14 protein-coding genes and 2 pseudogenes are annotated in these 14067 nt (G+C 69.8%); 9 read left to right on the top strand and 7 right to left on the bottom strand.

All coding sequences use genetic code 11. The features are described 5' to 3' along the window. Window positions 1–47: 47 nt before the first annotated feature. Window positions 48–950 carry a tryptophan 2,3-dioxygenase gene (locus GA0070216_RS24065; protein WP_091250598.1) on the bottom strand — a complete coding sequence of 301 codons (903 nt, stop codon included), beginning with the start codon at window positions 948–950 and terminating at the stop codon, window positions 48–50. Window positions 951–1094: 144 nt separating this feature from the next. On the opposite strand from GA0070216_RS24065, the gene GA0070216_RS24060 reads away from it, so the two are divergent. From GA0070216_RS24060 to GA0070216_RS24050, 3 genes are all read left to right on the top strand, one after another. Next, window positions 1095–1565, top strand: coding sequence for an Lrp/AsnC family transcriptional regulator (locus GA0070216_RS24060; protein WP_091250595.1), 471 nt, complete (start codon window positions 1095–1097; stop codon window positions 1563–1565). Window positions 1566–1652: 87 nt separating this feature from the next. After that, window positions 1653–2177, top strand: a complete 525-nt coding sequence (locus GA0070216_RS24055) for a hypothetical protein (RefSeq protein ID WP_245722672.1) — start codon at window positions 1653–1655, stop codon at window positions 2175–2177. 12 nt (window positions 2178–2189) lie between these two features. After that, the gene (locus GA0070216_RS24050) at window positions 2190–3059 is read left to right on the top strand and encodes a class F sortase (RefSeq protein WP_091250591.1); all 870 of its coding nucleotides are present in this window, start codon (window positions 2190–2192) and stop codon (window positions 3057–3059) included. 78 nt (window positions 3060–3137) lie between these two features. Here the strand turns inward: GA0070216_RS24050 and GA0070216_RS24045 are convergent, their stop codons facing one another. The 3 genes and pseudogenes from GA0070216_RS24045 to GA0070216_RS36475 form a co-directional block, all read right to left on the bottom strand. Beyond that, window positions 3138–3683 (bottom strand): HNH endonuclease, encoded by a 546-nt coding sequence (locus GA0070216_RS24045; protein WP_091250588.1) that lies wholly within the window; start codon window positions 3681–3683, stop codon window positions 3138–3140. A 714-nt stretch (window positions 3684–4397) separates the two neighbouring features. Beyond that, window positions 4398–4540, bottom strand: a pseudogene (locus tag GA0070216_RS35695) (IS110 family transposase); the annotation flags it as partial. A 464-nt stretch (window positions 4541–5004) separates the two neighbouring features. Then, window positions 5005–5469 carry a peptidase inhibitor family I36 protein gene (locus GA0070216_RS36475; RefSeq protein WP_141723174.1) on the bottom strand — a complete coding sequence of 155 codons (465 nt, stop codon included), beginning with the start codon at window positions 5467–5469 and terminating at the stop codon, window positions 5005–5007. 635 nt (window positions 5470–6104) lie between these two features. Here GA0070216_RS36475 and GA0070216_RS24035 point away from each other — a divergent pair. The 6 genes and pseudogenes from GA0070216_RS24035 to GA0070216_RS24005 all read left to right on the top strand — a co-directional run bounded on the left by GA0070216_RS24035 (window position 6105) and on the right by GA0070216_RS24005 (window position 12185). Then, entirely contained in the window at window positions 6105–6668 is a 564-nt protein-coding gene (locus GA0070216_RS24035) for an RNA polymerase sigma factor (RefSeq protein ID WP_218108272.1), read from the top strand. Continuing rightward, window positions 6665–7606: a CU044_5270 family protein gene (locus tag GA0070216_RS24030; protein WP_091250579.1), complete on the top strand. Its 942-nt coding sequence runs from the start codon at window positions 6665–6667 to the stop codon at window positions 7604–7606. The genes GA0070216_RS24035 and GA0070216_RS24030 overlap by 4 nt, the downstream gene beginning before the upstream one ends. A 456-nt stretch (window positions 7607–8062) precedes the next feature. Then, window positions 8063–8608: a tyrosine-type recombinase/integrase gene (locus GA0070216_RS35690; RefSeq protein WP_245722682.1), complete on the top strand. Its 546-nt coding sequence runs from the start codon at window positions 8063–8065 to the stop codon at window positions 8606–8608. Then, a pseudogene (locus GA0070216_RS24020) lies at window positions 8605–9639 on the top strand (mechanosensitive ion channel family protein); the annotation flags it as partial. The gene GA0070216_RS35690 and the pseudogene GA0070216_RS24020, both read left to right, overlap by 4 nt. Before the next feature lie 704 nt (window positions 9640–10343). Then, a complete protein-coding gene (locus GA0070216_RS24010; protein WP_091250576.1) occupies window positions 10344–11711 on the top strand; it encodes an MFS transporter in 1368 nt (455 codons plus the stop codon). A 51-nt stretch (window positions 11712–11762) separates the two neighbouring features. Next, window positions 11763–12185: a globin gene (locus GA0070216_RS24005; protein ID WP_091250573.1), complete on the top strand. Its 423-nt coding sequence runs from the start codon at window positions 11763–11765 to the stop codon at window positions 12183–12185. Window positions 12186–12215: 30 nt separating this feature from the next. On the opposite strand, the gene GA0070216_RS24000 is transcribed toward GA0070216_RS24005, so the two are convergent. The 3 genes from GA0070216_RS24000 to GA0070216_RS23990 all read right to left on the bottom strand — a co-directional run bounded on the left by GA0070216_RS24000 (window position 12216) and on the right by GA0070216_RS23990 (window position 14067). After that, window positions 12216–12797, bottom strand: coding sequence for a type III secretion system chaperone family protein (locus tag GA0070216_RS24000; protein WP_091250570.1), 582 nt, complete (start codon window positions 12795–12797; stop codon window positions 12216–12218). A gap of 131 nt (window positions 12798–12928) precedes the next feature. After that, on the bottom strand, window positions 12929–13648 hold the full coding sequence (locus tag GA0070216_RS23995) for a DUF8185 domain-containing protein (protein ID WP_176739106.1): 720 nt from the start codon (window positions 13646–13648) through the stop codon (window positions 12929–12931). After that, window positions 13621–14067, bottom strand: a complete 447-nt coding sequence (locus GA0070216_RS23990; protein WP_091250566.1) for an acyl-CoA thioesterase — start codon at window positions 14065–14067, stop codon at window positions 13621–13623. The genes GA0070216_RS23995 and GA0070216_RS23990 overlap by 28 nt, the downstream gene beginning before the upstream one ends.

The raw sequence follows: 14067 nt of genomic DNA, 5'->3' as shown, positions 1-14067 counted from the left end.
ACCCCGGCCGGCCCCGTCGCCCCGCACGGCGGCGGGGACCCGGCAGGTCACATCGCGGTGCGGGCCGACCACAGCTCCGGGAAGACCACCCGGGACATGCTGCGCTGCAGCCAGGCCAGCCCGGCCGACCCACCGCTGCCGACCTTGGCGCCCATGGTGCGCTGGACGGCCTTCACGTGGTTCCAGCGCCAGTCGCCGAACTGCTCGGCCACGTCGGCCAGCGCGTCGCCGAGCTGCCGCAGGTGGTTGTCCGGCCCGCCGTCGTCGTAGACCGTCACCCAGGCCGCCTCGACCCGGGGGTGCGGCAGATGCTCGACGGCGACGTCCCGGGTGAGCAACTCGGCGGGCAGGTCGTGACCGTGCCGGCCGAGCAGGGCGACCACCTCGTCCCAGAGGCTCGGTACGGCCAGCGCGGCGTGCAGCTCGTCGTACACCTGGGTCTGCCTGCGGAAGGGGCGGATCAACGCCGGTTCGCGCAGCCCGAGCAGGAACTCCAACTGCCGGTACATCGCGGACTGGAAACCGGAGCCCTCACCGAGCAGGTTGCGGAACCGGTTGAAGTCGGCCGGGGTCATCCAGCGCAGTCCACGCCAGGCGGCGTTGAGCCCCTCCAGGTGCAGGGTGGCCCGGCGCAGCGGGGCGAGCGCCGCCCAGACCCGGTCGGCCCGCAGGTCGTCCCGGGCCTGGCGCAGCTCGTGGCAGGTCAGCCCGAAGTACAGCTCCATGATCTGGCTGACCATCAGGAAGGACATCTCCCCCGGGTCGGCGCTGAGCGGCTGCTGGAGGGTATGCAGGGTGCTGGCGTGCACGTACGCGTCGTAGGGCACCCGGTCGGCGAACTCCAGCGTCGGCTCACCACCGTTGCGGGCGGCCCGGGCGCTGCGCTGCTGCGGGGTGACCGGGCGCACCGCCGGGGTCGCGGCGCGCGCCCGCAGGTCCGTCTGTTCCACCGTCTCGCCTCCTCGGGATGCCTGTCCGACATGATCTCTCGGCGAATGCCGGTTATGGAATGCCGTTTCGACGGCACTCCTACCGATCACCTTCAACATGAAATGTACTTCACCTATAAGACCTGCCGAAGGTAAGGTCACCGCGTGGACGAGATGGACTGGGCGCTGCTGCGGGAGTTGCAGGCCGACGCGCGGCTGTCGTACAGCGAGCTGTCCCGGCGGGTGCACCTGTCCCCACCGGCGGTCGCCGAGCGGGTCCGGCGACTGGAGGAGTCCGGCGTGATCACCGGCTATCACGCGCACGTCGACCTGGCCCGCGCCGGCCGTCCGGTGGTGGCGCTGATCCGGATGTCCTGTTACGGCGCGCGCTGCATCCTGCACGACCCGCAGGTCGTCGACTGGCCGGAGATCCGGGAGATCCACCGGATCACCGGGGACGCGTGCAGCATGCTCAAGGTCGCCGCCGGCTCGATCGGGCAGTTCGAGGCGGTCATCGACCGACTCGCCCCGTACGGGCAGCCGTCCAGCACGATGGTGCTCTCCAGCCCGTTGCAGTGGCATCCGGTCACCCCGTTGCCGACCGGGCCGCCCGCCCCGGGTGCCCGGCACCGCTGAACCCGGGTTTGCCCCCGGGCCAGCGGGAATGCAGGCCCGCACACCCGTCGCAGGATTCCGGCGAATCGTCGCCGGGAGGGGGGAATCATGCGGGGGCTCACTCTGCACCGTCGTGCCATCCACGCCGTACTCGCGATGTTCGCCCTGATCGGGGCGTTCGTCCTGATGACGGCCCCACCGGCGCGGGCCGGCGAGAACACCTTCGTCGAGGTCACGCCGAACAGCGCGCAGGCCGGCACCCGGGTCACCGTCCGGGCCAACTGCGACAACGCCAACAACCAGCAGGCCACCGTGCACTCGGACGCCTTCGGGCGGGTGGTGCTGCGGCCCGACAACGGGTTCCTCACCGGCGCGGTCACCATCCCGGGTAACAAGCAGGCCGGTGACTATCCGGTGGACCTGCGGTGCGCCAACGGCAACACCGCCTCGGCCATGCTGACCGTGCTGAACATGGCCCAGCCGAGCAAGGGTCCGGCGACCGGCGGCGGTGGCACCGCGGGCGACCGGGGCACCGGTTCACTGCTGCTGGTCGGCGGCCTGACCGTGGTCGCCGTGGTCGCCGGGCTCGGCGTCTTCGGCGGCAACCGTCGGCGGACCCGGCCCGGTTCCTGACCGCCCGCCGCCATGGCCCGTACCCGCCACCGTCGGTCCCGGTCGACCGGCCACCGGATGCGGGCGGCGGCCCGGCGGACCGTCCGGGCCGCCGCGCGCTGCCGTCGGGCCGCCGGCCGGGCCCACCGCCGACTCCGTCGGGTCGCCGGTCGCTTCCGCCGGGTGGCCGGCCAGGCGTTCTCCGCCAGCGTGACCACCGCCGACCCGGTCACCCAGGCCCGTCCGGTACGCCCGGTGCCCCGGCAACAGGCATTCGGCGGGCGGTTCTCGGGAGCCGGGCCGGGCCTTCCGGTGCTGGCGATCGCCGCCGTGATGCTGCTGATCGTGACGATGCTCGGGGTGGAACGGGTCACCGGGTTGAGCGTGCTGCCGGACCGGTTCATCGCCGGCCTGCGCCCACCGCCGAAGAAGTTCCCCGTGCTCTCGGGGAGCCCGCCGACCCGGATCGCGATCTCCCGGCTCGACCTGCAGGCCCCGGTGCACCGGGTCGGCATCGCGCCGGACGGCAGCATCGCCGTCCCCGACGTCGCCCGCGCCCAGGAGGCCGGCTGGTACGACCAGGGCCCCACCCCGGGCCAGTACGGCCCGGCCGTGATCGTCGGGCACGTGGACACCACCACCGGGCCGGCGGTCTTCCACGGGCTGAAGGAACTACGTGACGGTGACGAGATCGAGGTGACCCGTGCCGATCACCAGGTGGCCGTCTTCGAGGTCGACGAGGTGCAGCGGTACGGCAAGGAACGGTTGCCGGCCGACCAGATCTTCGGCGACTTCAGCCGCCCCAACCTGCGGCTGATCACCTGCGGCGGGCGCTGGGTCGGCGGCGAGACCGGCTACGCCGACAACGTCGTGGTGTACGCCACCCTGGTCCGGGCCCGCTGACCCGCCCCGGCCGGACGGCCTGCACCGGGGCACGACGGCGGCACCCCGACCGGCGGCGCTACTCGGCGGCGGTCCCGGTCAGGCGGCCTCGGCCTCGCGGAGCGGGTCCCGCAGGTCCAGCCAGTCCGCCCAGCGTGGGTCCGGTGCGCGGTGGCCGAGCACCCGCCAGGCGGTGCCCTTCGGGGCCGCCGGCAGGCTGTGCAGCCGCCAGCCCAGCTCGGCCGGGGTCTTGTCGCCCTTGGTGTGGTTGCACCGGGCGCACGCGGCGACCACGTTCTCCCAGGCGTGCCGGCCACCCCGACTGCGCGGGAAGACGTGGTCGATGGTCTCGGCCGGCCCCCGGCAGTAGGCGCACCGGCCACCGTCCCGGGCGAAGATGGCCCGGCGGGACAGCCCGACGTGGGTGCGGTAGGGCACCCGGACGAAACGGGTCAGCCGCACCACCGAGGGGACCGGGAGCGCGTCGTGGGCGCTGTGCAGGATGCCGTCGCCGTCGGCGACGCAGACGGCCTTGGCGGTGAGCACCAGGATCGCGGCCCGACGCACGGACACGACACACAGCGGCTCGTAGGTGGCGTTGAGAACCAGCGCGCCGGAGCCCACCGTGGGTCGTATGTCAGGCATCGTGCTCACCCTCCCGGTCCAGCCGCTCCCACCGCTGGCTGCGCCGGTCGACCCCCGGGCAGCGGAGGGCCACGACCGACTCCGGCGGGATCACCGTCGTCCGTTGACGCCAATCGTCCCTGATCGGACCTCGTTTTGCACGTACTAATGTCGGAAGCAGCCCCGGCATCACCCAGAAACGGACAGATCCGTCCGCTGGGCAGGGCGGGAGCGTCCAACAGCTCACGACGTTCTACGCCGCTTTTCGCGCTCAGTTGGGCCGGATCTGTGCCCGATGATCATTAAAGCCCATCGGCGTAGGTCACTCGATTTGATCAAGTCAATTCATGATCACTATTGTGCCTGGCGTGAAGCCGCGAGCCACCTCGAAGCGCTGGCCGCAGGTTCTCCTGGCCCTCGTCGTGATGGCGTACTCAGGAGCGCTCGCCGTCCCTGTGGCATGGGCGGTGAAGATCCAGGTTCAGGCGGAGTCGGGCGAGCCGGCCCCGGACGCTGCGGTAGCTGTCTACCTGCTTCGGCTGAGTAGCGGGGATGACGCGGGGCTCCGGCGGGTACTTGCCGCCGACCGCCGTGATGATCTGGCCGACCAGTGGCGCGCGTACCGGGCGGAGATGTCGAGATCAGGCAATCCGCCGAGCCAGCTGGAATCGGGTCCACACTGCGGGTCAGTCCGGTTCGGGACGGTGTCGCCCTGGTCGCCGCAGAGGTTCATGGCTTGTCGAACAGTTGCCGCAGTCGGCCTCGGTATTCGGCAACGGTCCGTCATGCAGCCGTCTGCCGTCCGGGGCCAACCCGACCGCGTGATGACCTTCCTTGCCGCCGTCCAAGCCCAGGAGGACGCCGTGTCCGTCGTTCATCGCACCCGCCTCCACGCATCGCATCGTGGCCCCGGCCGCTGGTCTGGGCGTCGGACTGCCGGCGGCCACGTCAGGAAGAGACCTACCCCGAACACGGGGTGGCCGCGTCCCTATCAGCGGCCCGGCGACGCCACCCGACCCGGCGACAACACCCCCCGGATCATCCGAACGACAGGGGCAGAAAGTCATACCGGGCCGGGCGACCGAGGGTTCCCGGCTGGGGACGATCAAAGGTAACGGGGATACCTCCTGCGGGAGTGGCGCGAGTTCAACTCTCGATGCCTACACCGCGAACAGGTCGATTTTTCACAGTGTGAGTGGCAGCCGGTGCACCGCTTGCGGATCGTTGTGACTCGCCCCGCTCCGCAAGCGACCAGCAGGTCTTGCGTTCCACGCCAGCAGCAGAAGAATGGAAAAATGAGAGACGTGACACGAATGCCGAGCCCACCCATATCCTGGGTCAATTAGCAAGCACGCACACCGTCGATCATGTCATTATAATTCCAGCCAATTCCAATGTTACCGTTCCAATCGAGCGCCTCGGTTGCAAAAAGCTGGACGAAGCTCGAACCATTCCAGTTATAAGCTCTCCCGACGGTACCAGGCGACTGGTTGTTAACGTAACTCGTCACCCTATCGTTCCACTTTCCACCGAGCGGGTAGTTAACCCCACCCAAGTCCACGAATATACAATCGTAGAACCTGATTCTATACCCGGAGAAGCCACTGTCGGCGAACATGCACAGGTAGAGGTACTCGCATCCGTAGTAGGTGGCCAGGGGTGCCACGTCGCGGCTTTCGGCCGGCTTGCTCGCGCCGCTCCAAGTCGGAGCGGGGGGAACGGGCCGCACAGGATTGGGAGACGCGAGGGCTGCTGCTACTGCCTCTTTCGAAAGGACGCGCTGGTCCCGCGGCTGGTCCCGCGGCATGGTGATGTCCACCCCAGGGGCGATCCGGAGAGTGTCTTCGCCAACGACCTCCGAGCCCGGGTAAAGCTCCATTAGCGACTGGAGGGCAACTGACACATTCGGAGATGCGGGCATCACCGAAGTGCCGCTGGCGCGGACGGGGCCGCCAGTCGCGGCCACGGCAATCGCGGCAGCAGAGACGGCCGCCAGGAAACGAACTGACCTCCTGGAAGTTGCCACTCAGTCCTCCCATGCAAGTGGTTGCAGGTCCACTTGAGGAGCAGCGCAGTGCCCTGCGAGCATCAATTCAAGAAAGTCGCAAACGTTCGCTGCCTCAGTGGTTGAAGGAGACGCTAACAGTAACCTGACCGAGAGGAGGGCTCACCCGGAAGGAGTTAACGCTGCATTGGCGGTCATGCATCCCGGCGCGGTTGCAGAGAGTGTGCGTGAGGCCACTGAGAGGCAGGTGGGGTCACCGGTCACGCAACAGATAGTCACCCTCACGGCAAGTAACAGTTAGATAACGATGCTGGTGCTGGCGTCGATGGAGCGAACTTTACGACCGGCTTCTGCATAGATGTGACGTCGCGAGATGTCCTGGGAGGCGGTTCAACCAGTTGATCAATACACATAGGCTCGCTTCAGGTCCACAGACCGTGGACGAGCGTACGGATGCCGAGGTCATCACCGATTCCCTAGCGGAGCCGGCGCGCTTTGGCGTGCTGTACGAACGGCATGCCAGGGTGCTGCACGGGTACGCGTACCGGCGGCTCGGGCGGGATGTCGCAGATGACGTCATCGCAGAGACCTTCATGAAAGCGTTTCGGGCCAGGCATAAGTATGATCCCCGTCACAGCGATGCTCGGCCCTGGTTTTTCGCCATCGCAATCCGAGAAATCGCCCGTCACCACCGTGCTGAGCAAGCCAGATATCGCGTCCTCCTACGCTCTGCTCAGGACTTGGGGGAGGATGACCTGACCGACCGAGTCGTTGAGGCGGCCTCGGCTCGAACACTGCGCAGGCCACTGGTCGAGGCGCTCACCAGGCTCTCACGCCGCGAGCGGGATGTGCTTCTCATGGTCGCGTGGGCCGACCTGACCTACGAAGAGGTAGGCAGAGCACTCGCGATACCACTTGGCACGGTCCGATCGCGGTTACATCGCGCCCGTCAGAAGATCCGCAAGTATCTGCCCGACGACATCGCTGTGGAGTTGACATGAAGGACTTGGACCTGATTAAGCAGTTAGGGGACGAACTCGCCCCACCCGCAGGTGAGTCGCCTACCGCCCTACCCGCGGTCGCCTTTCGCGAATCGCCTCGCCGATGGCCGTTCAAGACATGGCAGGCCGGAGTGGTAACGCTCGCCGTGGTGGGCGCTACCGCAGCCGTGGTGGGCTCCTCATGGTCGCGTTCCGATACTCCACTTGCACATGCGCCCACACCCCGAGCGGCCACTGTCCTCGATAAGGCCGCCGCAGTCAGCCAAGAATCCCCTATCTCACCCTTTCCGAACAGCGCATACATCTTCACCGAGACTGTCAGCAGCTACCCAGAGCAGGTCCAACAGCCTGACGGCTCTTTCACCATCATGCGGCAGGCACCGGTCGTGACACAGGTCTGGCTTCCCGTAGACCCGACGAAGCGGGGCAAACAACGGCAGCGGCCGGCGGCCGGCAACGTCGAGTGGGGCCCCTGGGTTACGGTAGAACCATGCCAGGCGCAGACGGCTTCGACCACGCTTGACCTACCGCAGTGCACGAGGGGGGTTCTGCCCGCGGACTTCCCTACCGAGCCCTCCGCGGTGCTGGCCTGGCTAAAGGGAAATAATCAGGCGGGCGCGCCGAGCCCACAATCGCCCAGCTCCGGACCAATTGAGGGCCAGGACGCCCTGGCTTTGGAGAGGGCAAAGACGCTCCTCGTGACAGGAACATACCTGCTGCCTGACCATCGAAGCGCGATCTTCAAAGCTCTGGCGCAGCTTCCCGAAGTTGTCACAGTAGCCGACGCTCATGACGGTGCAGGCAGGCCAGGTATTGGCATCTCCGCAGGTGGGTTCGAAGCGCTGGTGTTTGACTCTGCATCCTTCGCCTTCTTCGGCACTACCAGCTCAGCCGTCATGAGACAGGGCGCAACTACCGAGGCCGGTAAGGTCCCCTAATCGACCGGGCTGGCTTTTGGACGGCCAAGCCGGGCGTAGCTGACCGCGAAGCCGCTTGGCCTGGCCGTCCAAGACGCGGTGGGCACACCCCGAGGCGATCCCCCGCCTGTACGCGCTGTGGCGGGCCCATCGACCCGGGCTGGGCGTGGCTGACCGGCTACGAACTCGACGGCCAGGGCCAAGCCGTCGCCAAGCGAGATTTACATACGACTGAACGGGTCACGGTGCTTCGACCCTGCTCGTGAGGAGCTGCACGTCGTCCAGCAGTTGCGCCGTTCCGTTGACGACTTCGGCGGCTTCTACCTCGCGTCGCCGAAGAGCGGTTCGGCAGGGACCGTCGATCTGGATGCCGTCGTCGCTGAGGAGTTGGCGGCCCACCTCAAGGAGGTCGGCACGGTCGAGTTTGAGCTTCCGGACATCACTAGCGGGAAGCGGCTAATTCGCCCGGCGGCTCTAGTGTTCACCACACCGACCGGGAAGCTGATCACCGATCGATGCTGGTCTGAGCTGTGGGATGCCTGGCGGTCGGCTGCGGGCTGGCCTAAGGGAGGCACCTTCCACTCCCTGCGCCACTTCTTCGCCACGACCTTGATGAGCAACGGCGTCGAGCCGCAGGAGGTGCAGAAGGCGCTACGGCACGCCAGCCTGCGGATCACGCTGGAGACCCTACGTGCACTGGATGCCGAAGAAGGACCAGCGGCGTGGTCTGGTCGGGCAGTTCCTCCGGCCAGTCAAGAGCGATCCGCCGGCCGATCCGGCTGGTCAAGATCGACTCTAGGTTGTGCCCTGGTTGTGCCAAAAGATCTTGTCTGTACGTTCTTGCAGGATACCGCCGCCCGCATCGCTCAATCAGGGATTGCACGTACTAATCCGGGGTACCCGCAGAACCCTCCGCACGGTGTAGGAAGATCTCCGGTTCGGCGTCGTACGATCATGGGCCGGGACGCTCCCGGCGGGCCGGCCGTCGGCCGTCCGGCCCGCTGCGGTACGAAGACGGGGTGAACGTCGTCAGCCTGTTGTCCACCGTCCTGCCCACCACCCCGAGCCCGGCACCGAGCAGCAGCCCGGGTGCCGGCAGCGGCTCGGGTGCCGACTGTCTGGGCAGCACCTCCTGCGAGTACCTGTTCCGGGTGACCGGATCGGCCTGGTTCGCCGAGGGCAGCTACTGGATCCTGCTCAAGCCGCTGCGGGTGGCGCTGATCCTGCTGCTGGCGTTCGTGGCCCGCTGGGCGCTGCACCGGACGATCAACCGGCTGGTCCGTACGACCGCCCACGGGGCGGTGCCCACACTGCTGCGTCCACTGCGCGAGCGGGTGCCCACCGCCGCGCTCGACCCGACCGAGTTCGTCCCCGAGCGGCGTCGCCAACGGGCCGAGGCGATCGGTTCGGTGCTGCGCAGCATGGTCACCGCCTTCGTCTTCGGCATCGCCCTGCTGATGATCCTGCGCGAGTTCAGCTTCGACCTGGCCCCGCTGCTGGCCAGCGCCGGGATCGCCGGGGTGGCCCTCGGCTTCGGCGCGCAGAGCCTGGTGAAGGACCTGATCGCCGGGCTGTTCATGCTCATCGAGGACCAGTACGGCGTCGGGGACACGGTCGACCTGGGCGAGGCGACCGGAGTGGTCGAGTCGGTGGGGCTGCGGGTCACCACGGTCCGTGACGGTCGCGGGGTGCTCTGGTACATCCGCAACGGCGAGATCATCCGGGTGGGCAACAAGAGCCAGGGCTGGGCGCTGGTCGTGATCGACCTGCCGATCGGGTTCGCCGGCACCGAGGAGGCCAACGCGGTGCTGCGGACGGCCGCCGCCTCGGTGGCGATGGACCCGGAGCTGGCCCCGGAGATCGTCGAGCCGCCCGAGGTGCTCGGGGTGGAACAGGTGACGGTCGACGGCGCGGTGCTCCGCACGGTGGTCAAGACCACGGCGGAGGGGCAGTTCGCGGTCGGCCGGGAGCTGCGCCGCCGACTCGCCGAGGCGCTGGAGAACTCGGGCATCACCGCACGGATCGCGGCGGCCCGGCTCTATCCGGGACTGCCGCCGATCGGCACGACCACCTTCCTGGCGGCCCCCACCACCACCGCCCCGGTCGACCCCACTTCCACCGCCCCCGCCGGCCCCACCGCCACCGGCCCGGCAGCCCCCGCCGGCACCGGCCCGAGCGGCCCGAGCGGCACCGGGTCCGGCGGGACCACCTGACGCCCACCGCGGCAACCACCCGGCTCAGCTGAGCCGGGCCGGTCGCGCCGGACCAAGTCGGACCGGGCCTGGCTGAGTCGGACCGGGCCGGACCGAGTCGCGCCAGACCAAGTCGGGCCGGGCCGGCTGAATCGCGCCGGGCCGAGTCGGGCCGGGCTGCTTCGGGCCCGGCCGGGTCCACAGTGCCGCCCGCCCGGCCAGGCAGGTCCCCGCCCGGCCCTGTCCCGCCCGGCCCTGTCCCGCCCGGCCTTTCCGGCTGGGCCCGGACCGGGTCGCTCCGCACCCGGTGGGACCACCTCCACAGTGCCGTCACCACCTGCGCACCGACCCGAAAGTCGGGGCTCGCATACCGGCTGGCCCCTCGGGTATCGTCCGTTCGTTCAGTCGGGGATGCGACGATCAATCCGTTCGCCCTAGTCAGTTGTCAGACGATCGGGCAGAATCCGGTGCACGCGTTCCCGGGAGCGTGATCACGTCATCGCTGATCCGCGAATCTGACGACGGGGCCCCGCCGGGCCATCACAAGTGGCCGGTGTCGGGGCCCGATGGAGGCGACGGTGTCCGACGAGCGACCCGCCCCGGACCAACCGGCCACCTTTCGTGAGGTGTTCGGGAGGGCCGAGTTCCGGGCGGTCTTCGCCGCCAGCGTCCTGTCCTGGGTCGGCGACTACGTCGCCAAGGCCGCGGTCACCGTGCTGGTCTACCAGGAGAGCCGGTCCGTCGCGCTCTCCGCCGCCGCGTTCGCGGTCAGCTACCTGCCGTGGCTGGTCGGCGGTCCGCTGCTCGCCGCCCTCGCCGAGCGCTACCGGCACCGCCAGGTGATGGTGACCTGTGACGTGATCCGGATGGTGCTCACCACCCTGATCGTGCTGCCCGGCCTGCCGGTCTGGGCGATCCTGGCCCTGCTTTTCACCGCCACCCTCGCCAATCCACCCGGTCAGGCGGCCCGGTCCGCGCTGCTACCGGCGATCCTCACCGGCGACCGGCTGGTGCTCGGACTGTCGCTCAACGCCAGCGCCGGCCAGGCCGCGCAGGTGGTCGGCTACCTGGCCGGCGCGGCGGTCGCCGCGGTCAGCCCGACGGCGGCGCTGCTGCTCAACGCGGCCACGTTCGGCCTCTCCGCCCTGATCGTCCAGTTCGGCGTGCAGGACCGCGAGCCGACGCTGAGCGCGGAGCACCGTACCCATCTGCTGCGGGAGACCGGCGAGGGCTTCCGGATCGTCTTCGGCACCCCGGTCCTGCGGGCGATCAGCCTGCTGGTGTTCAGCGCCATGCTCTTCTCGATCGTGCCGGAGGGGCTGGCTGCGGCCTGGGCCGGGGAACGCTCCGGCAACGGCCTGGACTCCGGCGCCGCCCAGGCCGTCATCATGGCGGCCAACCCGGTCGGTTACATCGTCGGCGGGCTGCTGGTCGGCCGGCTGGTGTCACCCGCCGGCCGGCTCGCCCTGATGCGACCGCTGGCGGTGCTCGCCCCGCTGGCGCTGGTGCCCGCCCTGCTGAATCCCCCACCGGTGGTGGTCGCCCTGCTCGCGGCGGCCTGTGGCTTCGCGGTCGCCGGGCTGATCCCGACCGCGAACGGCCTCTTCGTCCGGGCCCTGCCCAACGGTTACCGGGCCCGCGCCTTCGGCGTGATGGCGACCGGTATCCAGGTGATCCAGGGCAGCGCGGTGCTGGCCACCGGCCTGCTCGCCGACCGCTTCTCGGTGCCGGTGGTGGTCGGGGTGTGGAGCGCCGCAGGGGTGGTGCTGATGCTGTTCACCGCGTTGCACTGGCCGGATCGGGCGACGGTCGACGCCGCCGTGAACGCCGCCGACCGGGCCAACGCCGGCACCGGGCCACCCCCGGACGACCAGCCCGACACCTCGGCCACGCGGCCCGGCGAGCGGGCCCACCAGCGGCACGCTGTGACGTGATCGGCCGGCGGGCGGCGGTCGCGGCACCGGCACACCTGGCAGGATGAGTGGGTGACCTCCGCAGGCGACCCCCGGCCCGTTCCGTCGACGACCCTCTTCGAAGCGGTCGGTGGTGAGCCGACCTTCCGCAGGCTGGTCGACAGGTTCTACGCAGGTATCGCCACCGACCCGCTGCTGCGGCCCATGTACCCGGAGGACGACCTCGGGCCGGCCGCCGAGCGGATGACGCTCTTCCTGATGCAGTACTGGGGCGGCCCGAACACCTACTCCGCCCAGCGGGGGCATCCCCGGCTGCGGATGCGGCACGCGCCGTTCCGGATCGGACCGGCCGAGCGGGACGCGTGGTTGCGCCACATGCGCCGGGCGGTGGACGATCTGGCGCTGCCGCCGGAGATCGACGCCGCCCTCTGGGACTATCTGGAACGGGCGGCCTACTTCATGGTCAACGTGATGGAGGACCCGGCCGCCGGTTGATCCGGCGGACGCGGGTCCCCGGCCGCCCGCTCAGAGCAGGGCGCCCTCGTCGTGCAACCAGTCGACGAAGGTGGTCGCCACGGCCGCCCCGCAGTCCAACATCTCCACCAGCAGCGCGTCGTGCGCCCCGGCGCCGAGCGGCACCTGCAACTCGGCGTAGATCGGCAACTGACCGCGCTCGGTCGGGTCACCGATGTAGGCCTTGCAGAACCGGCGGGTGTGGTTCCACTCGTTGACCACCCGGTAGGCCCGGTCGGCCCAGTCCGGCGGGACGGTCGCGTGCGGACGGGCCCGCATCACCAGGATCTCGTCCTCCGGGCCTTCGAGGGTGACCAGCACGGCGTGCCGCTCCCACATGGCCAGCAGGTTGCCGTCGCCGTCTGCCAGGTAACGCACGTCGAGCAGGTCGAGTGCGTCGCACACCCGGGCCAGGGTGACCGGTGCCACAGAGACTGGCCGGTCGGTCACCACGGGCCGCTCGGTGCCTGGGCAGTCCTCCGCCGGTTGGCGGGGAGCCGGTGGCCCCACCCGGACGCTGTCCACCGAGATCCCGCTTCGAGTTTCCGTGTCGCCGCCACCGGCGGGACCAGGGCGCCATGACCACCACGGCATCGCTCGCGCACCTCACTCCCCAGCGGATCCAATCGCCTACGGTGCGTTGGATCCGAGGATGGACGGTACCCGGACAGCCGGGTTGAGACACCCCCCCAACGGCAGCACCAACCCGGAAGAATGAGCCGGGGTCATACTTTCGGCTGATCCCGCGCCGGACGAATTGCGAGATCGGAGACTTTCCGCGACCAGGCGGCTCCGTATGGTCCCACCAGGCCGACCCACCGGCCGGCCACCCGGACCTGGACCTCCTGGGCCCCGGTGACCTCGGCCGGGCCGAGGAAGCCCATCCGGACCAGGCCCTGCACCAGCCGTTGGGTGATCTCCACCGGCGCGCCGGGGTCGGCGTCCGGAGTGACGGTCACCGCCACGTGGTCGAGCAGCGCGTCCCGCAGCACCCGCTGCCCCACCGCGCGTCCGCGTACCCCTTCGGCGGCGGCCGTGCGCAGGGTGCCGGCCGCGGCCTCGGCGATCCTCCGCAACCCGGCCGCGGGCAGCACCTCGACCGGTCGACTCGCCACCGGCGGCAGCGGCCAGCGCCACCGGTCGTCCCGGCCGGGGGGCAGCGTGGTGTCGGCGGCCGCCAACCGGGCCAGCAACTCGGCCGCCACCACGGTCACGTCGGCGGGAGCCGGGCCGGCCACCGTCCGGACCACCAGCACGTCCCACGGCAACCGGGCCCAGAGCGCGGTACGGCCGACGTCGGGCAACGGGCGCAGCCGGACCACCGTGGCCGGGTCGAGGCGCACCAGCCGGGCGAGGAAGGCCCCCGCGTCGTCGGCACCGGCCAGCCCGTGCCCGGGCCGGACGGTGGACCCGCCGTTCACGCCGCCCCGTCGGTCAGCGCCCACGACTCCAGGAAGGCCCGTTCGTCGTCGCTGATCCGCCGGGGTCGCTTCTCGACCAGGTCGAACGGGACCAGCACCGAACGGGCGGTGCTGGCCAGCACCTCACCGTCGTACAACTCGTAGGCGACGGTGAACGAGGCGGCCCGGATGCGCTCCACCCACAGCTCGATCCGGACGGTCGGCGCGGCCTGGGCGGTGGCCCGGCCGAGCGCGTAGTCGACCGGGCGCAGGTAGTCGACCTCGTGCCGACGGATGACGACCCCGTCGGCGAACGAGCCGACCCCCCACGCCTTGCCGCCGGCGAACATCAACGCCACCCGCGCCTCCTCGTACAGGGTGAGGAAGCGCGAGTTGTTGATGTGGCCGTACGCGTCCAGGTCGGACCAGCGCAGGGTGCAGTGGTAGACGAAACGGTCCGCCAT

The organism is Micromonospora matsumotoense (assembly GCF_900091525.1).
GTDB lineage: Bacteria > Actinomycetota > Actinomycetes > Mycobacteriales > Micromonosporaceae > Micromonospora > Micromonospora matsumotoensis.
The sequence above is the reverse complement of the archived record's forward strand: the minus strand, read 5'-3'. Positions and strand labels throughout refer to the sequence as shown.